Here is a 23511-nt window from a genome sequence, read left to right as displayed (position 1 = left end):
TTGGTATGACAACTTAACTGAGGAACTGTCGATGGAACAAACATGGCGTTGGTATGGCCCAAAAGACCCGGTATCTCTGGATGATGTGCGTCAAGCGGGCGCGACCGGTGTCGTTACTGCTCTGCATCACATCCCAAATGGCGAAGTGTGGCCGGTTGCTGACATTAAAGAGCGTCAAGCCGTGTTGGCAGCGAAAGGGCTGACCTGGTCTGTAGTAGAAAGTATCCCGGTGCACGAAGAAATTAAAACTCACTCCGGTGACTACGATAAGCATATCGCAAACTACCAACAAAGCATTCGTAACCTGGCAGAATGTGGCATCGACACCGTGTGCTACAACTTCATGCCAATTCTGGACTGGACGCGCACCGACCTGGAATATGAATTGCCAGATGGCTCAAAAGCCCTGCGTTTTGACCAGATTGCCTTTGCGGCATTTGAGCTGCACATCCTGAAGCGCAAAGGCGCTGAAGCGGATTACAGCGAAGAAGAGCAGCGTCAGGCGCTGGACTACTTCAACAATATGTCTGATGCCGAAAAAGAAAAACTGACCCGCAATATCATTGCCGGTTTACCCGGTGCGGAAGAGGGTTACACCCTGGACCAATTCCGTGCGCGTCTGGCGGAATATGACGGCATCAGCAAAGATCAATTACGTGAAAACATGGCGTACTTCCTGCGTGCGATTGTTGCCGTAGCAGAAGAAGTTGGCGTGCGTCTGGCAGTTCACCCGGACGATCCACCGCGTCCAATTCTTGGCTTGCCGCGTATCGTTTCTACCATTGAAGATATGCAGTGGCTGAAAGAAACCGTCAACAGCATTTATAACGGCTTCACCATGTGTACCGGTTCTTATGGCGTTCGCGCTGATAACGACCTGGTGCGGATGATTGAAACCTTCGGCGATCGCATTCACTTTACCCATCTGCGCGCAACTTGCCGCGAAGATAACCCGAAAACCTTCCATGAAGGCGCGCACCTGCAAGGTGATGTGAACATGGTTGCGGTGGTGAAAGCGATTCTGACTGAAGAACAGCGTCGTAAAAATGCCGGTGATGTGCGTCCGATCCCAATGCGTCCGGATCACGGCCACCAGATGCTTGACGACCTGCACAAGAAAACCAACCCTGGTTATTCAGCAATTGGCCGCCTGAAAGGTCTGGCTGAAGTACGCGGTGTGGAACTGGCTCTGAAACAGACCCTGTTCCCGGACTTGCTGAAGTAAGCTAAAAATTCCCTGATTGTCTCCTTCTCCTTCAGGGGGAAGGTCGGGATGAGGGGGTTTTACAGACATAAAAAAACGCGCCAATTGGCGCGTTTTTGCATTCTAAACAGCAATTAATCTGCACGACCCATAGAACGCTTTTCAGCGATATGGATGCGGATCTTTTCACCGGTCACCATATATTCTGGAACCTGAATCACCAGGCCAGTCGACATCGTTGCGGGCTTGGTACGGGAGCTTGCTGACGCGCCTTTGATGCCTGGTGCGGTTTCAACAATTTCCAGATCCACAGTCTGTGGCAGTTCAAGTGCCAGCAGTTGGCCATCCCAGGTCAGAACCTGCATGTCTGGCATGCCGCCTTCTGGAATGAACTGCAACTCGTCTTCAATCTGATCTTTAGAGAAGATATACGGGGTGTAATCTTCTTTATCCATGAACACGTATTCGTTGCCATCGATGTAAGAGAAATCAACGTAACGGCGGGTCAGGGTAATGGTGTCGACGATATCGTCACCTTTAAAGCGTTCTTCAACTTTCTGGCCAGTACGGACATCAGAAAAACGCATTTTATAGAGGGTTGCAGCGCCACGTGCGCTCGGTGCCTGAATATCAATATCTTTAACAATCAGCAGTTTGCCGTTGTAATTCAGTACCATACCTTTTTTGACTTCGTTAGCTCTTGCCATCGATGTTTCCTGTAAAAAATTGAGAGTCGAAAATATTGCGACAAATTACTCGCGGGGCGAGTTTCAGGCAAGCGGATTCACTGCTGAAAGCCGATAAATGCACATAGTAAAGCCACGTGACTACTGCTACAGTCCAGATCCTTGTCAGCCCACCGGAGCATTGCAGATGGACTGTCGTCCCGATTGCGGCGCATGTTGTACCGCGCCTTCCGTATCAAGCCCAATCCCTGGCATGCCGCATGGCAAGCCGGCCAATACTTCCTGCATTCAACTTGGCGCTGACATGCGTTGTAAAATTTTTCTTTCGCCGCTCAGGCCGAAGGTCTGCGCCAGCCTGCAAGCCACGCGTGAAATGTGTGGCACCACGCGCCAGCAAGCCATGGATTATCTGATATATCTCGAAGCGGCGACGGCCCCTTAACGGCCCATAACCTGGCCCTCTATTCTACCATAACCAGAATAGGGTCAAATATTTAACATGTTGATCATGATATAAATTCCTTGCCTTTGCCTGTCTGAATCTATCAGCAGGAATCAATCATTGGGAAAAGGAAATACCATGAGTAAAAATCTACTGTTATGGCTGGTCAGCCTGATGGCAGTGCTGCCTCTGCAGGCCGCTGAAATCCCACCAGGAACCGTGCTCTCCCCCCAGCAAATTTTCCGCTATAACAATCACAGCGATCCGAACAGCATTGATCCGCAAAGAGTGGAGGAAAATACTGCCGCGCAGGTGGCACTGGATCTTTTTGAAGGGCTGATATGGCTGGATGGCGAAGGGAATCCCCAACCCGCGCAGGCACAGAGTTGGCAAAAAAGTGACGATGGAAAAACTTACATTTTCAGCTTACGCCCCGGGCTAACGTGGTCAGACGGATCGGCGTTGACGGCGCAAGATTTTGTCACCGGCTGGCAGCGGGCAGTTGACCCGGCGATTGCCAGCCCCTTTGCTGACTATTTAGCCGCGGCACACGTTGTTAATGCCCAACAGATTGTCAGCGGAAAACTCGCTCCTCAGGAACTGGGTATCCGTGCTGTGGACCAACATACGCTGGAGATCAAGCTCGACCAGGCTACGCCATGGTTTATTTCCATGCTGGCATGGCCCACGACATTCCCGGTACCGCACCGCCAGGTGGCTCAGTATGGCGACCGTTGGACGCGGCCAGAGAATATTGTGACCAACGGGGCGTTCGTGTTGGAGCGCTGGATAGTGAATGAGAAAATTATCGCGAAACGTTATCCACATTACTGGAATAATCAGAAAACAGTGCTGGAGCAGGTTGAGTATCTGGTCATCGACAATGCTGTTTCAGGTTATAACCGCTACCGGGCTGGGGATGTTGATTTAACCTGGGTTCCCGCCCAGCAAATCTCTGCGATTCAACGACAAACGCCACAAGAGTTGCTGACTCTTCCACGCCTGAATACCGAGTTTTACACCTTCAATACCATGAAAGCACCGTTTAACGATGTGCGAGTCCGCCGTGCGTTATACCTGACAGCAGACCGGGAGCTGATTGCTGAAAAAGTGCTAGGTCTGCGCGTGCCTGCTACAACTTTGACGCCTGCTCAGGTCGCGGATTTCATGCCTCCTGCATTACCCGATCTGGCGCAACCCATGCGAACGCGTATCGCCGAGGCACAAGCGTTGTTAAAGGAGGCTGGATATGATGCAGAGCATCCACTGTCGTTTGAGATTTTTTACAACAAATACGATCTGCATGAAAAAACGGCGATAGCGTTGGCCTCAATTTGGCAGAAAAATCTACGAGCTAACGTCACTCTGCGTAACATGGAGTGGAAAACCTATCTCGATTCCCGGCGGAGCGGGGATTTTATGTTATCGCGTCAGTCCTGGGATGCTACTTATAACGAACCTTCTACCTTTTTGAATACGCTACTGGCAAACAACCCTGAAAATGTCGGGCACTGGCAGGATGCTCAGTATAATCAACTGATTACGCAGGCTGCCAGCAGCACTGATGCCAAAAAACGCAACGAGTTGTACGCCGAAGCCGAACGCAGAATCAATCAACAAGCTCCGCTTATCCCGCTGTATTATCAGCCAATGATCAAAGTGCTAAAGCCTTATGTCGGCGGTTTCCCACTGCATAACCCGCAGGATTACGTCTATAGCAAGGAGCTGTATATCAAGCAGCACTAAATAAGCGACCAGGCTAAATGTCTTTGATGCGTACCATGCACCAGGCTGTGATGCCAATCATGCCCAGCGCGATATAAAACACGGTGTGGTAGTTCCAGATTTCAGCTACCACACCGGCCATCGACCCGGCAATAATCCAGCCGACACGCGTGGTATTGGTATACAGCGTGGTTGCAGCCCCTGCCTGGCCTGGCATTAAATCCTGAAAATAGAGCATGCCGATACCCGCCAAAATGCCGATGAAAATCGCGTTCAGCAGCTGCAAAGCCAGCAGCATAAATTCGTTATGCAGCGTTAGCATACCAATGTAAAACAGCAGTCCTGCAACGCCCGCAATACGCATCAGGAAGCGCTTACCGAAGCGTTTGGCGTAGTAACCGGCAATCAGCATCGTTGGGATCTCAAGCCCGGCGGCTGTCCCCATCATCACACCCGCTAGTTTCTCCGGCAGATGTAATTCATGAATGATGTAAAGCGGCATATTAATGATGTACAGGCTGTTACAGCCCCACATCATGGTGCAAGCAACAAACAGCAGTAAGGCGTCACGACGGTTACGGCGGGGGGCTTCAAGCGTGGTGGTTTTCACTGCCAATTCTTTGCGCATCGACGGTAACAGCATTCGCACCATCACACTGCACACCACAAACGCCAGTGCGGCACTGAGATACATCGCGGTAAAGCCAAACCCAAGAGCCAGTGCGTAAGCGATTGGCGGGCCAATAACCCAGGCGAGCGATACCTGCGCACGCAAAATAGAGCTGAACATCACGGCCTCGCGACCAGTGCGGTCTGCATGTTCGCGCGCCAGGGCAAACATTTGTGGGTTCGCGGTAGAGCCAAAGCTACTGAGGAAAACCCCGACAAACAGCAACACGAAATAGTTACGGTTCCAGGCAAACAGCACGCAGGCTAAAGCGCCCAATAAACAGCAAACAAAAATGAGCGATTTACGATCGCCTTTGCGATCGGAGCGGCCAGCAAGAAACTGGCTGACCAAAATACCGATAACCGCACTGCCGGTAAAAAAGAAACCTACCATCGCCGGACGGACATGAACTTCTTCAGTCAGAAACAGGCTCAGAGTCGGGGTTTGTAATGCACCCGCAATTCCGGTCAAAAAAGCTACAATCAAAAAGGCAGAAGAAGTGATATCAAGGGGCTTGCGGGTTGCTGCTATCGGGGAGTTTTGCATGCTCTCAGTGTCGCTTATCAATGAACGCGCGGAGTTTACGCGCCTTGTCAGGAAATAAACAGTTGTTCAAATCAAAAGCAGCCCGAAAAGTTAAAACGCTGTTCCTGTTTAGGTTCAGCAAAAGCTGAAGTTTCTACATTGAGTGCTGAACGTACCGTGTCGTTGTTTGTAATTGCCGCGACTATCGCGGTAAAAATGTGCGTAACCTCTAAATTTCGGCAACGAAATCACAACATGACTTGCCTGAATCGCGGGGAATCTTCACACTCCTTGAAACGTTTCAGCGTCGTCTTATTTTGTATCAGGAGTGGGATGGCGCATTTTTTCTCATTGCAGCTGAATCGTTTCAATTCAGCAGGAGAGGAGAACCATGTTCCAGTTATCTGTGCAAGACATACATCCCGGTGCTAGCGCCGGAAATAAAGAAGAAGCGATACGTCAGGTTGCCGCAGCACTTGCGCAAGCTGGCAATGTCAGCATTGGCTACGTTGAAGGTATGCTGGCTCGCGAGCTGCAAACCTCTACTTATCTGGGTAACGGTATTGCCATTCCGCACGGCACCACTGATACCCGCGATTTAGTATTGAAAACCGGCGTTCAGGTGTTCCAGTTCCCACAAGGGATCGAGTGGGGCGAAGGCCAGACTGCTTATGTCGCTATTGGTATCGCCGCCAGCTCTGATGAGCACCTCGGTTTACTGCGTCAGCTGACACATGTATTAAGCGATGACGAGGTAGCTGAACAACTTAAAAACGCCACTTCAGCAGAAGAACTTCGCGCTTTGCTGATGGGCGAAAAACAGTCTTCATCTTTGCTGTTCGATAACTCACTACTGGCGCTGGATGTCACTGCAACCGACTTGATGACGCTGCAAGCATTAAATGCCGGGCGCATCAAACAGGCTGGTGCGGCAAACACCGAATTTGTTAGCCATGTTATTTCCAGCAAACCCCTTTATTTAGGCCAGGGCATCTGGCTGAACGACAGCACAGAAGGCAATCTTGCCAGCGCTGTCGCTATCAGCCGTCCTGCTGCTGTATTTGAAACTGAAGGCCAGCCGGTATCGCTTTTGATGACGGTTGCTGTGGCCGACGATCAACCCTTACAGGTCCTTAACCGCCTGAGCGACATGCTGATCAACAACACGGCTGACCGCTTGCTGAACGCAGATGCGCCAGAGTTGCTGACGCTGCTGACCAGTGACGCAGCGCCTGCACAAAATAGCCTGAGCGCCGAATTCCAGATCCGTAACGAACACGGTTTACATGCTCGCCCGGGCACCGTGCTGGTGAACACCATTAAACAATTTAACAGTGAGATAACCGTGACCAACCTTGATGGCACCGGCAAGCCTGCCAATGGCCGCAGCCTGATGAAAGTTGTGGCGCTTGGCGTGAAGAAAGGCCATCACTTGCGCTTTACCGCACAAGGTGATGATGCTGAACAAGCGCTGAAAGCGATTGGTGAAGCAGTCGCAGCCGGTCTTGGCGAGGGGGCAGCATGAGTCGTCGCGTCGCAACAATTACTCTGAACCCGGCATACGATCTTGTCGGTTACACCCCGGAAGTTGAACGTGGTGAAGTTAACCTGGTACGTACCACTGGCCTGCACGCTGCGGGTAAAGGCATCAACGTTGCTAAGGTTCTGAAAGATCTGGGCATCGACGTTACCGTTGGCGGCTTCCTGGGTAAAGACAACCAGGATGGTTTTCAGCAATTGTTCAGCGAACTGGGCATTGCTAACCGTTTTCAGGTGGTGCAGGGCCGTACCCGTATCAACGTTAAGCTAACCGAGAAGGACGGTGAAGTTACCGATTTCAACTTCTCTGGTTTTGAAGTCACGCAGTCGGATTGGGATCGCTTTGTTGCGGATTCCCTGAGCTGGCTTGGTCAGTTCGACATGGTCTGCGTCAGTGGCAGCTTACCCGCAGGTGTTTCTCCAGAAGCCTTCACCGACTGGATGACCCGTCTGCGCAGCCAGTGTCCGTGCATTATTTTCGATAGTAGCCGCGAAGCATTAGTCGCCGGTCTGAAAGCGGCACCATGGCTGGTGAAACCGAACCGCCGTGAACTGGAAATCTGGGCAGGTCGTAAACTTCCGGATATGAAAGATGTGATTGATGCTGCCCACGCGCTGCGTGAACAGGGGATTGCTCATGTGGTGATTTCTCTGGGTGCTGAAGGCGCACTTTGGGTTAACGCATCCGGTGAATGGATAGCGAAACCACCAAGTTGTGAAGTCGTCAGCACCGTAGGTGCCGGGGATTCCATGGTCGGTGGGCTGATCTACGGCCTGTTAATGCGTGAATCCAGTGAACATACCTTACGCCTGGCGACGGCAGTTGCGGCACTGGCGGTAAGTCAGAGCAACGTCGGTATTACCGATCGTACTCAACTGGCGGCCATGATGGCTCGTGTTGATCTGAAACCTTTTAACTGACAGCAGGAGAGGAACAATGAAAACGCTGCTGATTATCGAACCTGGTCTTGGACAGGCTCGCGCTTACCTCGCTAAAACGCTGTTGGGTTCCGCAGCTCAGAAGGCGCGTCTACAGATTATCGACAACCCGAACGATGCCGAAATGGCGATTGTGGTAGGTAATGCCATTCCTGCAGATAGCTCGCTGAACGGCAAAAAGGTATATCTGGGTGATATTGACCGTGCAGTTCAGCACCCGGAACTGTTTTTAGGTGAAGCGAAAGACAAAGCCAAACCTTACACGGCACCGGTAAACGCAGCACCTGTGGCTTTGGCTAAAGGGCCGAAACGTGTGGTTGCCATAACCGCTTGCCCAACGGGCGTCGCGCATACCTTTATGGCTGCTGAAGCCATTGAAACCGAAGCGAAAAAACGCGGCTGGTGGGTAAAGGTTGAAACTCGCGGTTCGGTTGGTGCGGGTAATGCGATTACGCCAGAAGAAGTCGCGCAAGCGGATTTGGTGATTGTTGCGGCAGACATCGAAGTGGATCTGGCTAAGTTTGCCGGAAAACCGATGTACCGCACCTCAACCGGTTTGGCGCTGAAGAAAACCGCGCAGGAGCTGGATAAAGCCGTTGCTGAAGCGACACCTTATGAAGCGGTTGGGCAAAGCAACACTGCCGCCAAAGAAGGCAAGAAAGAGTCTGCGGGCGCTTATCGCCACTTGTTGACCGGTGTGTCATTCATGTTGCCGATGGTAGTCGCGGGCGGTCTGTGTATCGCGCTGTCATTTGCTTTCGGTATCGAAGCGTTTAAAGAGCCGGGTACGCTGGCGGCGGCACTGATGCAAATCGGTGGCGGTTCAGCCTTTGCGTTGATGGTTCCTGTTCTGGCGGGCTACATCGCGTTTTCTATCGCTGACCGTCCAGGCCTGACGCCAGGTCTTATCGGCGGTATGTTAGCGGTTAGTACTGGTTCAGGTTTTATCGGCGGTATTATTGCGGGCTTCCTCGCAGGTTACATTGCGAAGCTGATCAGCACTAAGCTGAAACTGCCAACCAGTATGGAAGCGCTGAAACCGATCCTCATCATTCCATTGTTCTCAAGCCTGATTGTGGGTCTGGCGATGATTTATCTGATCGGTACGCCGGTTGCGAAAATCCTCGAGGGTCTGACTCACTGGCTGCAAACCATGGGCACGGCGAATGCGGTTCTGTTGGGCGCAATCCTTGGCGGTATGATGTGTACTGACATGGGCGGGCCGGTAAATAAAGCGGCTTACGCCTTTGGCGTCGGCTTGCTCAGCACTCAAACGTACGCACCAATGGCGGCGATTATGGCTGCTGGCATGGTGCCACCGTTAGCGATGGGCCTGGCAACATTTGTTGCGCGTCGTAAATTCGACAAAGCACAACAAGAAGGCGGCAAAGCGGCGATGGTTCTCGGCCTGTGCTTTATCACCGAAGGGGCTATCCCGTTCGCGGCTCGTGATCCAATGCGTGTTCTGCCGTGCTGTATCATTGGTGGTGCAGTGACAGGTGCGATTTCCATGGCGGTGGGTGCCAAACTGATGGCGCCACATGGCGGTCTGTTTGTGTTGCTGATTCCTGGCGCGATTACACCGGTTGTCGGTTACCTGATTGCGATTGTGGCAGGTACCTTGCTGGCAGGGTTGTCTTACGCCTTCCTCAAACGCTCAGAAACTGAATTAGCGGTTAAAGCGGTGTAATACACTTTACTGATTTCAAGCTCCCGGTTTCCACCGGGAGCTTTTTTTTGCTTATGCAGCAGCTTCTTGATGCTGTTGTGCTTTCAGCCACGCAATCTCTTCGGCCCATATATCCGGGTTCGTGGTTTCTAGAATCAACGGAATTCCGTCAAAGCGGCTATCACGCATGATCCAGCTAAACGGCGTGTGGCCAATATTGCCTTCGCCGAGGCTGTTATGACGGTCAACACGGCTAGCGAAGGCACTTTTCGCGTCATTCAGGTGCATGCCGCGCAAGTATTTGAAGCCAACAATACGCTCGAATTCAGCGAAGGTTTTTTCACAATCAGCTTCAGTACGCAGGTCATATCCCGCAGCAAAGGCGTGGCAGGTATCGATACACACGCCAACGCGTGATTTATCTTCTACGCCATCAATAATCGCCGCCAGATGTTCAAAACGGAAGCCAAGGTTGCTGCCCTGGCCTGCTGTATTTTCAATCACCGCCGTCACGCCTTTGGTTTTATCCAGCGCAATGTTAATCGACTGCGCGATACGCGCCAGACACTCTTCTTCAGGGATTTGCATCAGGTGGCTGCCCGGATGGAAGTTCAATAGTGACAGGCCCAACTGCATGCAGCGTTCCAGCTCATCAATAAAGGCTTGACGGGATTTTTCCAGCGCTTCTTCAACGGGGTGACCGAGGTTAATCAGGTAGCTATCGTGGGGGAGGATTTGGCCTGGACCGTAATGGTACTTTTCACAGGCACGTTTGAAATTGCTGATAACTTCTTCGGTCAGCGGCGCGGCACGCCACTGACGTTGGTTTTTGGTGAACAGGGCAAAAGCAGTGGCTTCAAGCTCGTGTGCGCGAATCGCGGCATTTTCCAGACCACCAGAGGCACTAACGTGTGCGCCAATAAACTTCATCATTCTTTCTCCTGTCAAAACCCGCTACCGGGAAAGCGATAATGATAGCGGGTTAGGCAGGAAATATCAGGACATAAAATGATGCACGCCGAGGTTAATCGCACCACCCCCAACGATGAGCCAGATAAACAGCACCAGGGCCATCAACAGCGGGCGCACACCGGCTTTTTTCAGCGCGCTGAAGTGGGTGGTCAAACCCAACGCGGCCATTGCCATGGCTAACATGAAAGTATCCAGTGTTATCAAGGCATTGACAGCCCATGTTGGCAGCAGGTGTAGCGAGTTAAACATCGCGACGACAATAAACAGCACTGCAAACCACGGGATGGTAATTTTACTTTTCTGCGCCTGACCTGCCGGAGCCAACTGCTTAACGCGAGCGGCCAGGAAAATCAGGAACGGAGCCAGCATCATCACGCGCAGCATTTTCGCAATTACCGCAGCATTTTCAGTCTCAGGGCTGATGGCATGACCCGCCGCCACCACTTGCGCCACTTCGTGCATGGTCGAACCGGTATAAATCCCGAAGGTTTCCGGTGTAAACCAGTGCGTCACATACGGATAAATCATCGGATAAATAAAGATTGCCAGCGTGCCGAAAATCACCACCGTCGCTACAGCTACCGTAACTTTACTGGCTTCAGCTTTAACTACCGGTTCGGTTGCCAGAATCGCTGCGGCACCACAAATACTGCTACCGGCACCAATTAACCAACTGGTTTGTTTATCCAGACCAAACACTTTCTGACCTAACCAACAGGCGAGGGCAAAGGTGCTGCTTAATGTCAGCACATCGATAATCACACCGCTGACCCCGACATCGGCTATTTGCGAAAACGTCAGTCGAAAGCCATAAAGAATGATGCCGAGGCGCAACAGATGTTGTTTGGCAAACAGCACGCCACCATCACAGTGTTGCCAGATTTTTGGGTACAGCGTATTGCCAATGACCATCCCGCATAAAATGGCGAGAGTTAGTGCTCCGAGGCCAAGGCCCGCAACGGAAGGAATGTTACCCAACCACAGTGCCAGCGCAGTAATTGCGCCTGCAAGCGCAAGACCTGGCAGGAAATGCCACAATGAATGACGATGAGTGGGAATTGATAACGTAGCCATAACCTTCTCCTTAGTGTTGGCAAAAGTGTATGGCTTGCTGGCTTAAAAATAAAATTGATTATATATTTATAACCAATCTGAATAAGTGTTAAGGCGCAATCACGATGCACATCACTCTGCGGCAACTCGAAGTTTTTGCCGAAGTCCTCAAAAGCGGTTCTACCACCCAGGCTTCACAGATGCTGTCGCTGTCGCAGTCGGCAGTAAGTGCTGCGCTGTCCGATCTCGAAGGGCAATTGGGTGTGCAGCTATTTGATCGTGTTGGTAAACGTTTGGTGGTCAACGAACATGGTCGTTTGCTGTATCCGCGCGTCGTGGGCTTGCTGGAACAGGCAACGGAAGTCGAACAGTTATTTAAAGAAGATAACGGCGCGATTCGCGTTTATGCCAGTAGCACCATCGGCAACTATATTCTGCCGGAAATGATTGCCCACTATCGCCGTGATTTCCCGGCGCTACCGTTGGAAATGAACGTCGGTAATAGCCAGGATGTGATTAACGCAGTGGCAGATTTCCGTGTCGATATTGGCCTGATAGAGGGGCCGAGCCATATGACGGATCTGGTCACCGAGCCCTGGCTTGAAGATGAGCTGGTGGTGTTTGCGCCGCCGAGTGCACCTTTCTTGCAACAGCCGATCACCCTGGATAGCCTGGCGGAACAGCCGTGGATCCTGCGCGAGAAAGGCTCCGGTACGCGTGAAATCGTTGATTACCTGTTGTTATCGCATTTGCCGCAATTCCAGCTTTGTATGGAATTAGGCAATTCAGAAGCGATTAAACACGCCGTGCGTCATGGCCTGGGCATTAGCTGCCTGTCACGTCGGGTGATTGAAGAACAGTTGGCCGCGGGATCGCTGGTGGAAGTGCCTGTGCCGTTACCACGCCTGGTGCGGACGCTGTATCGTATTCACCATCGCCAGAAGCATATATCCAACGCCTTACAGCGTTTTTTGAAATATTGCGATGAGTAAGATGGGTTTATATAAATCAATACACCGTAATTAAACGAAAGTTAATTAATGGAGTCAGTGCAGTGTAAAATACGATTAACCGTAAATCTATTTTATATTGCTGCGTTTATTGATTCGCTGTTTATAAAGCGCCACATAGTATGGCGTTTTTAAATTCAGAGTATTTCAATATGAGCAAACTACTGATTACCGGCGCAACAGGCTTTCTGGGCGGCGCTGTATTGGCGCGGGCGCTATCAGATTCATCTTTTGAATCCATTCTGCTACTGGTTAGAGCAAACACGGCTGGTGAAGGTGTCGCTCGTGTCAGAAATAACCTGGCTAATTTTGGGTGTAACGAAACACTACTCGCTAAAATTAATGAAAAAAATATATTGCTGGGTGACCTGGCTTATTCCGAAGACTTTTTGAATGATGAAAGACTTTCCTCGGTGACTCATGTTATTAACTCCGCTGCCGTCGCTTCATTTGGTGATAACGCATTAATCTGGAAAGTGAATGTTGAAGGCACACTAAAATTCGTTAAACGCATGGCTGATGTTTCTGGTTTAGTGCGCTTTGTGCATGTGGGAACTGCTATGTCTTGCGTGCCTGAGGCGGGAACCCTGGTCACTGAGAGCATGACACGTAAGCCTGAAGAAGAGCATTTGGTGCAATACACCTGGTCTAAATCCACCATCGAACAATTAATCGTCGAACAATGCCCGCAGCTCCCGCTGGTGATTGCACGTCCGTCGATTGTAGTCGGCCACAGTGAAGAAGGGTGTCGTCCATCCAGCAGTATTTTCTGGGTATTCCGTATGGCTCTGATGCTTGGGAAATTCATGTGCGCGATGGAAGATAAGATTGATGTGATTCCGGTGGATTACTGCGCTGAAGCTTTGTTGTTATTAACTCAACATATTGAACTCACTGACAAGGTTTACCATATTTCTGCCGGGGATACGGGAAGTACCCGATTTGTTGAAATTGACCGCGCTATGGCAGCTGCATTAGATCAGAACCCTATTTATGCGACTTATCAGCAAGTAGATTATAGCGAGCTTGTCAAAAACCGTAGAGAATTCAAAACTATTTATGGGCCATGTAACGAGCGTCTTATGCTAAGAGCGATGCGTTTATACGGTGAATTCTCGATGTTAAATGTGCGTTTCTCGAATAAAAAACTGCTGGATTTAGGCATGTCGCCGCCGCCGCGCTTCGTTGACTACATTAATCGCTGTGTCGACACCACCCGCGATTTCAGTATCCCTGAATTAATGAAGGTTGATTTTAAATAAAATAACCCGCCAAACCGCATGGGGAATGGATTCCCGCGTAGCACGACAGCCTGGCTCACTCCCTCTTTTCATCTACTATCATAAGTGCGTTACTTATAATTCTTCTCCGATCATGAAGCTCTCTTATAACTTCGTATTTCTACTACATGTATAGGGCTGGTTTGCTACAATCGCGCCTCATTTTTTGGAAGGACCGCAATTTTCTATGGTTTCTCAAGATCAAACAACACAAGCGCCTGGCTTACGACGTGAGCTAAAAGCGCGCCACTTAACGATGATCGCCATTGGCGGATCCATCGGTACCGGGCTATTTGTTGCCTCTGGTGCAACCATTTCTCAGGCGGGTCCTGGCGGCGCGCTGTTGTCCTACATGCTGATTGGTCTGATGGTGTACTTCCTGATGACAAGCCTGGGCGAGCTTGCGGCATACATGCCGGTTTCTGGTTCGTTTGCCACCTACGGGCAGCAATACGTTGAAGAAGGCTTCGGCTTCGCGCTGGGCTGGAACTACTGGTACAACTGGGCAGTCACTATCGCGGTTGACCTGGTCGCCTCACAATTGGTGATGAACTACTGGTTCCCGGACACCCCAGGCTGGATCTGGAGTGCGTTGTTCCTCGGCATCATGTTCCTGCTCAACTACATCTCTGTTAAAGGCTTTGGCGAAGCAGAATACTGGTTCTCACTGATTAAAGTGACGACGGTTATCATCTTTATCATTGTCGGCGTGATGATGATTCTTGGCATCTTCAAAGGTGCACAACCTGCGGGGTGGAGCAACTGGGCGGTAGGCGATGCGCCATTTGCGGGTGGGTTCTCCGCCATGATTGGTGTGGCGATGATCGTCGGCTTCTCCTTCCAGGGGACTGAGCTTATCGGTGTTGCTGCGGGTGAATCTGAAGATCCGGGTAAGAACATTCCACGCGCTGTGCGTCAGGTGTTCTGGCGTATCCTGCTGTTCTATGTGTTCGCGATTCTGATTATCAGCCTGATCATTCCTTATACCGATCCGAGCCTGCTGCGTAACGATGTGAAAGACATCGGCGTTAGCCCGTTCACTCTGGTATTTGAACATGCAGGTCTGCTCTCAGCTGCGGCAGTGATGAACGCCGTTATCCTGACTGCAGTACTGTCAGCGGGTAACTCCGGGATGTACGCATCGACTCGTATGCTTTACACCCTGGCATGTGATGGCAAAGCGCCACGTATTTTCTCTAAGCTGTCCGCTGGTGGTGTGCCGCGTAATGCGTTGTATGCAACCACGGTTGTGGCGGGCTTGTGCTTCCTGACATCAATGTATGGCAACCAGACCGTGTACCTGTGGCTGCTGAACACATCCGGTATGACTGGCTTTATTGCCTGGTTAGGTATCGCGATCAGCCACTACCGTTTCCGTCGTGGTTATGTGAAGCAAGGGCTGGATCTCAACGACCTGCCGTATGTTTCAGGCTTCTTCCCTGTCGGGCCTATCTTTGCCTTCGCCCTGTGTCTGATTATCACACTGGGCCAGAACTACGAAGCGTTCCTGGCCGATAAGATTGACTGGGCTGGGGTGACAGCGACCTATATCGGTATCCCGCTGTTCCTGGCAATTTGGTTCGGCTACAAAATTACCAAAGGGTCTCGTTTTGTGAAATACAGCGAAATGACCTTCCCAAAAACGTTTAAGAAGTAATAAATTTCGAACCGACAATATTACAAGGTTCGTTAATAAAAAAAGGGCAACGATATATTCGTTGCCCTTTTTTATTTATCAAGAAAGCCCTTTTTTACCCTGATTATCTATTGGATATTCCTTCGCCGTACCGCCGTTTCTTGGGTATCAGTCGGCAATATGCAGCCGCAATTGCTCGATAAACACTATCTGCGTAAGCACGGTAAAAGCGCCTATTACGGTCAATAAATAGCGGTCAATAATTCACTTCACAATGGCGGATGACACTTCGTTTATCCGCCCTACAAACCCCGTTCCTGCCGTTACAACTGCACTCGATACCTTACAAAATTTAACAATTTGATTGATAACCATTCTCGTTTAATTTATGGTGTCGCCACGCTTTACCCCGGCTGGATGTCGGTGAGTAAGGTTCGACGTCGTTTGCCAATGTAGCGGGCGACGCACCAAGGAATGTGAGCCTTTTAGCTTGTAATTCACCTCATGGAGAAAGGAATGTTAAGGTTGAATCCCATCGTCCGGGGAGGACTCTGCGCGTCAATAATCACCGCTGCGTTTCCGGTAATTGCCGAACAACGTGAAGACACGATGGTGGTGACTGCGTCTGCCACCGAGCAAAACCTCAAAGATGCCCCAGCCAGTATTAGCGTTATTACTCAAGAAGATCTGAAGAAAAAGCCTATCCAGAACCTGAAAGATGTTTTGCAGGAAGTCCCAGGTGTGCAACTGACTAATGAAGGGGATAACCGCCAGGGCGTCAGTATTCGTGGTCTGGACAGCAGCTACACGCTGATTCTGGTGGATGGCAAGCGGGTGAACTCGCGTAATGCCGTCTTCCGTCATAACGATTTTGACCTGAACTGGATCCCGGTTGACGCCATTGAACGTATCGAAGTGGTGCGTGGGCCGATGTCTTCACTTTACGGTTCCGATGCGTTAGGCGGCGTGGTCAACATTATTACGCGCAAAGTGGGCAAGGCCTGGCACGGCACCGTGACGGCAGATACCACCATTCAGGAAAATCGCGATCGCGGGGATTCTTATAACAGCAACTTCTTTGCCAGCGGCCCCATCATCGACAACCTGCTCGGCGTCAAAGTTTACGGCAACCTTGGCAAGCGCGAAAAAGACAAACAAGAATCTTCCAGCACCAGTACTACGGGTGAAACGCCGCGCATTGAAGGCTATACCACGCGCAGCGGCAGTGCGGAATTTGCCCTGACGCCAACCGAAAACCAGGACATGAGCTTTGGTTATGGTTTTGACCGCCAGGACCGTGATTCTGACTCGCTGAATAAAAACCGTATGGAGCGCCAGGATTACTCGATTTCCCATAACGGGCGTTGGGATTACGGCAATACCGAACTGCGTTTTTATGGCGATAAAATCGATAACCTCAATCCAGGCAACAGTTCACCTATCACCTCGCGCAACAACAGCCTCGACGGCAAACTGGTGCTGCCTTTGGGCGACATCAACCAATTACTGACCTTTGGCGGCGAATGGCGTCACGATAAATTAACTGACCCAGTTAACCTCTCCGGCAGTAACAGCAGCGAAACCTCTGCCAGCCAGTACGCCTTGTTCCTGGAAGATGAATGGCGGATTTTCGAACCGCTGGCGTTGACCACCGGCGTACGTATGGACGACCACGAAACTTACGGCGATCACTGGAGCCCGCGTGCCTATCTGGTGTATAGCGCGACCGATACCATCACCATGAAAGGCGGCTGGGCAACGGCATTTAAAGCGCCATCGTTGCTGCAACTGAGTCCCGACTGGACCAGCAACTCTTGCCGTGGCTCTTGTAAGATTGTCGGCAGCCCCGATCTGAAACCAGAAACCAGTGAGAGCTTCGAGTTCGGTCTGTATTACGCAGGCGATGAAGGTCTACTGGATGGTGTGTCTGGCAGTATCACCACCTTCCAGAACAACCTCGACGACATGATTGATATTAACCGCACGCAGAACCGTGCACTGGCGCCGTCGTATCCAAACTTTGTTGGTTTTGACAGCGCGGGTCGGCCAATTTTCAAATATTACAACGTTAACAAAGCGCGTGTTCGTGGCGTAGAAACTGAGGTGAAAGTGCCATTCAACGATCAATGGAAATTGACGCTGAATTACACCTATAACGATGGGCGAGATTTGAGTGGCGGTGGCAATAAGCCGCTGGCTTCACTGCCATTCCATACCGCCAACGGCACGGTGGATTGGTTGCCGCTGGATGACTGGTCGTTCTATGTTTCTGCGAACTACACCGGCGAGCAGCGTGCCACGACTGATGGCGCACCAACACCTGGCGGTTATGTGGTGTGGAATACCGGTGCGGCATGGAAGGCGACGAAAGACATCAAATTGCGCGCGGGTGTGCTGAACCTCGGCGATAAAGATTTGAGCCGCGACGATTACAGTTATAACGAAGATGGTCGTCGTTACTTTATGGCGGTGGATTACACGTTCTGATTTTCCCCCCTCGCCCTGGCAATCTTGTCAGGGTGAGATCTGTAAGCCTCGCTGATTTTCCGTTCACTCGTGCGTTCAGTTATCTCTGTGATTCCCGCAAACGGTGAACGAATCAAGGGGTTAACGCCAACCCCTTGATAATCCAGGCGCACGGCAAATCAATCGCCGCAAGCGGTAAACACCGTTTTTCACCCAACATTCGGGGTCGTTCGCGACTCGTTCCCGACGATCGCTCTCTCACGTGGTTCCCGACCACGTGACCCCGACTGAAGGGTAAAAAACGGCGCGATTGAAGCCGGGAACAAAGTCAAAACCGCCTTGGCTTTTGACTTTGACCTTGAATTTCGGGTCCGGCTTAAATCGCCCCTCAAAGTTGTGACTAAGAGACAGCCCTGAGGGAGAGGGGATAGCCCAGTTTTCTCCCTCTCCTGTGGGAGAGGGCCGGGGTGAGGGCAAACCAAATCAAACAGTTACCCCAAATGCTCCGCGTGGAACCGCAAATGGTCTTCCACAAACGAAGCAATAAAGTAATAACTATGGTCGTAACCTGGCTGCACCCGCAGAGTTAACGGCCAGTTTTTCTGCCGCGCCACTTCAGCAAACTGCGCGGGTTGTAGTTGATCTGCTAAGAACTGATCGGCATCCCCTTGATCGATAAGCACCGGAATCGCCTGCGCGCTATCGGCCTGCGTCAATAAACAGCAGCTATCCCATTCGCGCCATTTCTCTTCGTCTGCACCTAAATAAGCCGCAAACGCTTTTTTCCCCCACGGGACGCGCGTTGGATTCACAATCGGCGCAAATGCAGAAACCGAACAATAACGGCCAGGGTTTTTCAACGCGATGCTCAGTGCGCCGTGGCCACCCATCGAATGGCCGAAAATAGAGGCTTTATCGCTGATGCTGAAATTATCGGCAATTAACGCGGGCAACTCGTGATTAATGTAGTCGTACATGCGGAAATGGTCAGCCCACGGCTGCTCTGTCGCGTTCAGGTAAAAACCTGCGCCCTGGCCGAGATCGTAACTTTCATTATTCGGCACATTTTCACCGCGCGGACTGGTGTCCGGCATCACCAGAACAATGCCCAGTTCAGAAGCGACACGTTGTGCGCCCGCTTTAGTGGTGAAGTTTTCGTCGTTACAAGTCAGGCCTGACAGCCAGTACAGAACGGGTGGGGGAGTGGTGCGCGGAGTTGGCAGAAAAATACTGAACGTCATCGGGCATTTCAATACCGCGGAATCATGGCGCCAGCGCTGCTGCCAGCCTTCAAAACATCGGTGTTCTTCAAGCAGTTCCATATAAATGTCCTTAAATATATTCAATATCAATGAATAACTTTCACTTCACCCCAGTCTAGTCATGCGGCATCATGCTGGCAACGAAATCGTAACAATTGGGGGCGATGTGGCACTTCGTATCGCGTTGACGGGATTTCTGGTGTTGGTGGTGGCAATGGGCATTGGCCGCTTTGCCTTTACGCCACAAGTCCCGCTGATGATAGCGGAAGGGCAACTTACCTTAACCAGTGCGGGTTTGGTAGCCGCGATTAACTATCTCGGCTATCTGATTGGCGCGTGGGATGCCATGCGCGCGCACCGGCGTGTCGAATTCCGTTTGATGCTCGGTGTTTGGGGGGCGGTGGTTTTGACGCTGTTATCCGCCACCGTCGATTCCGCATTGTGGCACGCGCTGATTCGCTTCCTGATTGGCTGTGTCAGTGGCTGGGCAATGGTGTTAATTGCCGCCTGGAGCAACGAGCAACTGGCGCGTTTAGGCAAGCCCGGTTTAAGCGCTGCGGTATTTGCCGGTCCTGGTGCCGGGATATTTATCAGCGGTTTGCTGGCGGTGGCGATCCACAGTTATGGTTTATCCGCAGCTCACGGCTGGTTGGTTTATGGCGTTCTGGCGTTGTTATTGATCTTATTAATCGCCCGCAACTTGCCACGCAAAGGGGAGTTACATCGCCCGGAAACGGCACCCGAACCGCTGGTTTTAACCGCGCCGCTCAAACGGCTGGTGTTGAGCTACAGCCTCGCCGGATTTGGCTATATTCTGCCCGCGACGTTTTTATCGCAAATGGCTAGCGCACGTTTTCCTGGTAGCGTATTCGCGCAATTCGTCTGGCCGATATTTGGCGGTGCGGCGGTATGCGGTATTTTGCTGGGTATTGCCACACGATTTTGGCTGCAAACCCATCAACGCTTAGCGCTGGTACTTTGGTTGCAGGCGCTTGGAGTATTCGCCTCAGATATCATTCCCGGTATCAGCGGGCTGGTTCTGGGGGCGTTGTTAGTGGGCGGCGGGTTCTTATGTGCGGTGCAATTGTCATTACAATATGGCCGTGAACTGGCACCGCAACATACCCGTTATATGGCGGGATTACTGACCAGCGGATACGCGATGGGGCAGTTGGTTGGGCCAATGTTATCGGCAACCTCGACTTCGCTAACCGGGCAACTGGAGCCAGCTTTATATGTCGCAGGGTTGGCATTGTTGGTTGGTGGCGGTTTAGTTTGGCGAAGGTTTTGACGATTTCATTAATTATCGTCCGCACTACTGGATTATGCGACCGTGCTCACGCACAATAAGCGCACACTTTGCCCCATGTAGGGCCGAGGTCAGCCACACCTGCAGGAGAAAATAGTATGCCATCATTAAGTCCAGAAGCCGCATTGGTTCACGAAGCATTAGTTGCACGCGGCCTGGAAACCCCGCTGCGTCCGCAATTGCGTGAACTTGATAACGAAACCCGCAAACGTCAGATTGCCGAGCATATGACGGAAATCATGCAGTTGCTGAATCTTGATTTGAGCGACGACAGCTTGATGGAAACGCCGCATCGCATCGCCAAAATGTATGTCGATGAGATTTTCTCCGGCCTCGATTATGCCAACTTCCCAAAAATCACCGTCATCGAAAATAAGATGAAGGTCGATGAAATGGTCACCGTGCGCAACATCACGCTCACCAGTACCTGTGAACACCATTTCGTGACTATCGACGGTAAAGCGACAGTTTCATATCTGCCAAAAGATACCGTCATTGGCCTGTCAAAAATTAACCGTATTGTGCAATTCTTTGCCCAGCGCCCGCAGGTTCAGGAACGCTTAACTCAGCAAATCCTGATTGCCCTGCAAACGCTGCTTGGCACCAACAATGTGGCGGTATCTATTGATGCGGTCCATTATTGTGTGAAAGCGCGTGGTGTGCAGGACGCAACCAGTGCCACGACGACCACGTCGTTAGGCGGCTTGTTCAAATCCAGCCAGAATACCCGTCAGGAATTTCTGCGCGCTGTGCGTCATAACTAACATTTATCAGGCAGGGTGTATGGAGAGAAACGGTACGCTGGATTTTGTCCGTGGCGTCGCTATTCTCGGCATTCTGCTGCTTAATATCGTGGCCTTCGGTTTGCCGAAGGCGGCGTATCTGAACCCTGCCTGGTCCGGTGCTATTACTGACCGCGAGGCCTGGACATGGGCCATTCTTGATCTCTTTGCCCAGGTCAAATTCCTCACCTTATTCGCTTTATTATTTGGCGCTGGCTTGCAGATGTTGTTACATCGCGGCAAACGCTGGATTCAGTCACGTCTGACGTTATTAGTCTTGTTGGGTTTCATGCACGCTATCTTGTTATGGGATGGCGATATTTTGCTGGCTTATGGTTTAGTCGGCCTGGTGTGCTGGCGCTTGATTCGCGACGCGCCGGGGATTCGCTCACTGTTTAATACCGGGGTAATTCTCTATCTCACCGGCATTGGGGTATTGCTGTTGCTGGGCTTTATCTCTGGTGATGCGCCGAACCGTTCCTGGGTGCCGGATGCGGCCAACCTGCAGTATGAGCAATGGTGGAAATTGCAGGGCGGGAGCGAAGCAATCAGTAATCGCATTGACTTACTTTCCTCAAATTTAGTGGCGTTAGGCGCGCAGTACGGCTGGCAACTGGCTGGAATGATGCTGCTTGGTGCGTCATTAATGCGTAGCGGTTGGTTGCGTGGGGAGTTCAGTTTGCATCATTACCGCCGCACCGGCTGGTGGCTGATTATCGTCGGTATGTTAATCAACATTCCGGCTATTTATGCCCAGTGGCACCTTGGCTGGGGTTATCGCTGGTGTGCTTTCTTGCTGCAAGCCCCGCGTGAATTGAGTGCGCCGTTTCAAACTATCGGTTATGCCGCGCTGGCATTTGGCTACTGGCCGCAGCTTTCGCGTTGGCGACTGGTGAATGCTGTCGCGCATGTCGGGCGCATGGCGCTATCGAATTACTTGCTGCAAACGCTGATTTGCACCGCATTCTTCTTCCAGATGGGCGGTTATATGAAGTATGACCGCCTGTCGCTGCTGGCTTTCGTTCCCGCGGTCTGGGTCATCAACATTGTCTTTTCAATGCTATGGCTGCGTTTCTTCCGCCAGGGGCCAATTGAATGGCTATGGCGACAACTCACAGCACGTGCTGCTGGGGTTTCTCTGAAACATACAACAAGATAATGATATACATCACAAACGTTAACGATTTGTATGTAACCGTTTTCATCGATGTGATCATCCTCACGTAGTCATTCCCGCGTCGCTGCCAGAATAGCCACCTTGCCAAATACAGGGTGCATTCATGAGACTAACTCCTCTTTCGACTGGTGAAAAATATGATCACCATTCGTGACGTTGCCCGCATCGCCGGTGTCTCAGTGGCGACCGTTTCTCGTGTACTTAACAACAGCGCGCTGGTCAGTGCGGACACCCGTGAAAGCGTAATGCAGGCGGTGGCGCAGCTGGGTTATCGGCCAAACGCTAACGCCCAGGCTCTGGCAACTCAGGTCAGCGATACCATCGGCGTGGTGGTGATGGATGTGTCCGATCCGTTCTTTGGCGCGCTGGTGAAGGCCGTGGATGTTGTGGCACAGCAGCACAACAAATATGTGCTCATCGGCAACAGCTACCACCAGGAAGAAAAAGAGCGTCATGCCATTGAAGTGTTGATTCGTCAGCGCTGTAACGCATTGATTGTTCATGCTAAAGCTCTCGGTGACCAAGAATTAGCTGAGTTCCTCGATCAAATTCCCGGCATGGTGCTGGTTAACCGAATTGTGCCGGGCTACGAACACCGTTGCGTGGGGCTTGATAACGTCAGTGGTGCGTTGATGGCAACACGGATGCTGTTTAATCAAGGTCATCAACGCATTGGTTATCTGGCCTCCAGTCATGCGATTGAAGATAACGCACAACGCCGTGAAGGCTGGATGCGTGGCATGACAGAGCAGGGGATTACCCCGCCAGAAAGCTGGGTAGGCGTAGGTTCACCGGATATGCAGGGTGGCGAAGCGGCAATGGTGGAATTGCTTGGCCGTAATCTGCAACTCAGTGCGGTGTTTGCTTACAACGACAGCATGGCTGCCGGAGCGTTAACTGCCTTGAAAGATAACGGGATTGTCGTGCCGCATCATGTTTCAGTGATCGGTTTTGATGATATTCCCATCGCGCGTTACACCGATCCGCAACTCACCACGGTGCGATACCCCATTGTTTCAATGGCGCGTCTGGCGACGGAACTGGCGCTACAAGGGGCGGCAGGAACGCTCGATATTGGTGCAACGCACTGTTTTATGCCGACTTTGGTGCGCCGCCATTCGGTGGCTCCACGGCAAATTGCGGCATCGATCACTCTCTGAATAAA

At 51.4% G+C, this 23511-nt stretch carries 19 protein-coding genes and 1 pseudogene; 15 read left to right on the top strand and 5 right to left on the bottom strand.

The features are described from left to right. The first annotated feature begins 31 nt into the window (after window positions 1-31). Window positions 32-1225: a mannonate dehydratase gene (gene uxuA, locus EC843_RS06455; protein ID WP_064544970.1), complete on the top strand. Its 1194-nt coding sequence runs from the start codon at window positions 32-34 to the stop codon at window positions 1223-1225. Window positions 1226-1338: 113 nt separating this feature from the next. Here the strand turns inward: uxuA and yeiP are convergent, their stop codons facing one another. Further along, a complete protein-coding gene (gene yeiP / locus EC843_RS06450) occupies window positions 1339-1911 on the bottom strand; it encodes an elongation factor P-like protein YeiP (RefSeq protein WP_064544972.1) in 573 nt (190 codons plus the stop codon). Between the two features lie 166 nt (window positions 1912-2077). Here yeiP and EC843_RS06445 point away from each other — a divergent pair, with 166 nt between their 5' ends. Further along, window positions 2078-2332 (top strand): YkgJ family cysteine cluster protein, encoded by a 255-nt coding sequence (locus tag EC843_RS06445; RefSeq protein WP_064544974.1) that lies wholly within the window; start codon window positions 2078-2080, stop codon window positions 2330-2332. Window positions 2333-2470: 138 nt separating this feature from the next. Next, window positions 2471-4078 (top strand): ABC transporter substrate-binding protein, encoded by a 1608-nt coding sequence (locus tag EC843_RS06440; protein WP_133521937.1) that lies wholly within the window; start codon window positions 2471-2473, stop codon window positions 4076-4078. A gap of 13 nt (window positions 4079-4091) precedes the next feature. On the opposite strand, the gene setB is transcribed toward EC843_RS06440, so the two are convergent. Next, window positions 4092-5273 carry a sugar efflux transporter SetB gene (gene setB / locus EC843_RS06435; protein WP_064544979.1) on the bottom strand — a complete coding sequence of 394 codons (1182 nt, stop codon included), beginning with the start codon at window positions 5271-5273 and terminating at the stop codon, window positions 4092-4094. A gap of 370 nt (window positions 5274-5643) precedes the next feature. Here setB and fruB point away from each other — a divergent pair, with 370 nt between their 5' ends. From fruB to fruA, 3 genes are read left to right on the top strand one after another with little or no spacing between them, the layout of a single operon-like run. Beyond that, window positions 5644-6777, top strand: coding sequence for a fused PTS fructose transporter subunit IIA/HPr protein (gene fruB / locus EC843_RS06430; RefSeq protein ID WP_133521936.1), 1134 nt, complete (start codon window positions 5644-5646; stop codon window positions 6775-6777). After that, window positions 6774-7712 carry a 1-phosphofructokinase gene (gene fruK / locus EC843_RS06425; protein WP_064544984.1) on the top strand — a complete coding sequence of 313 codons (939 nt, stop codon included), beginning with the start codon at window positions 6774-6776 and terminating at the stop codon, window positions 7710-7712. The genes fruB and fruK overlap by 4 nt, the downstream gene beginning before the upstream one ends. A 16-nt stretch (window positions 7713-7728) precedes the next feature. After that, window positions 7729-9420, top strand: a complete 1692-nt coding sequence (gene fruA / locus EC843_RS06420; protein ID WP_133521935.1) for a PTS fructose transporter subunit IIBC — start codon at window positions 7729-7731, stop codon at window positions 9418-9420. A 51-nt stretch (window positions 9421-9471) separates the two neighbouring features. Here the strand turns inward: fruA and nfo are convergent, their stop codons facing one another. Together nfo and EC843_RS06410 are read right to left on the bottom strand one after the other, a co-directional pair. Beyond that, window positions 9472-10329, bottom strand: coding sequence for a deoxyribonuclease IV (gene nfo, locus EC843_RS06415; protein WP_133522076.1), 858 nt, complete (start codon window positions 10327-10329; stop codon window positions 9472-9474). A gap of 66 nt (window positions 10330-10395) precedes the next feature. Then, window positions 10396-11445 (bottom strand): YeiH family protein, encoded by a 1050-nt coding sequence (locus tag EC843_RS06410; protein WP_121815216.1) that lies wholly within the window; start codon window positions 11443-11445, stop codon window positions 10396-10398. A 104-nt stretch (window positions 11446-11549) separates the two neighbouring features. On the opposite strand from EC843_RS06410, the gene yieE reads away from it, so the two are divergent. The 5 genes and pseudogenes from yieE to cirA all read left to right on the top strand — a co-directional run bounded on the left by yieE (window position 11550) and on the right by cirA (window position 17837). After that, window positions 11550-12416, top strand: a complete 867-nt coding sequence (gene yieE / locus EC843_RS06405) for a DNA-binding transcriptional regulator YeiE (RefSeq protein WP_064544990.1) — start codon at window positions 11550-11552, stop codon at window positions 12414-12416. 170 nt (window positions 12417-12586) lie between these two features. Then, complete coding sequence (locus EC843_RS06400; RefSeq protein WP_064544992.1) at window positions 12587-13696, top strand: SDR family oxidoreductase; 1110 nt, start codon at window positions 12587-12589, stop codon at window positions 13694-13696. 205 nt (window positions 13697-13901) lie between these two features. Next, a complete protein-coding gene (locus EC843_RS06395; RefSeq protein WP_064544994.1) occupies window positions 13902-15371 on the top strand; it encodes an amino acid permease in 1470 nt (489 codons plus the stop codon). A 150-nt stretch (window positions 15372-15521) separates the two neighbouring features. Next, window positions 15522-15599, top strand: a pseudogene (gene araD, locus EC843_RS06390) (L-ribulose-5-phosphate 4-epimerase); the annotation flags it as partial. Between the two features lie 267 nt (window positions 15600-15866). After that, a complete protein-coding gene (cirA, locus tag EC843_RS06385; RefSeq protein WP_064544996.1) occupies window positions 15867-17837 on the top strand; it encodes a catecholate siderophore receptor CirA in 1971 nt (656 codons plus the stop codon). A gap of 470 nt (window positions 17838-18307) precedes the next feature. Here the strand turns inward: cirA and fghA are convergent, their stop codons facing one another. Next, a complete protein-coding gene (gene fghA, locus EC843_RS06380) occupies window positions 18308-19138 on the bottom strand; it encodes an S-formylglutathione hydrolase (RefSeq protein ID WP_133521934.1) in 831 nt (276 codons plus the stop codon). Window positions 19139-19244: 106 nt separating this feature from the next. Between fghA and EC843_RS06375 the strand changes: the two genes are divergently transcribed. From EC843_RS06375 to galS, 4 genes are all read left to right on the top strand, one after another. Further along, a complete protein-coding gene (locus EC843_RS06375; RefSeq protein ID WP_133521933.1) occupies window positions 19245-20369 on the top strand; it encodes a YbfB/YjiJ family MFS transporter in 1125 nt (374 codons plus the stop codon). Window positions 20370-20485: 116 nt separating this feature from the next. Continuing rightward, window positions 20486-21151, top strand: coding sequence for a GTP cyclohydrolase I FolE (gene folE / locus EC843_RS06370; protein ID WP_064545000.1), 666 nt, complete (start codon window positions 20486-20488; stop codon window positions 21149-21151). Between the two features lie 19 nt (window positions 21152-21170). Then, window positions 21171-22328: a DUF418 domain-containing protein YeiB gene (gene yeiB, locus EC843_RS06365; protein WP_133521932.1), complete on the top strand. Its 1158-nt coding sequence runs from the start codon at window positions 21171-21173 to the stop codon at window positions 22326-22328. Between the two features lie 155 nt (window positions 22329-22483). Continuing rightward, on the top strand, window positions 22484-23506 hold the full coding sequence (galS, locus tag EC843_RS06360) for an HTH-type transcriptional regulator GalS (RefSeq protein ID WP_064545004.1): 1023 nt from the start codon (window positions 22484-22486) through the stop codon (window positions 23504-23506). The last annotated feature ends 5 nt before the right edge of the window (window positions 23507-23511 follow it).

This window comes from Buttiauxella sp. JUb87, from assembly GCF_004361975.1.
GTDB classification, from domain to species: Bacteria; Pseudomonadota; Gammaproteobacteria; order Enterobacterales; family Enterobacteriaceae; genus Buttiauxella; species Buttiauxella ferragutiae.
This window is presented reverse-complemented; position numbering and strand designations above follow the sequence as displayed.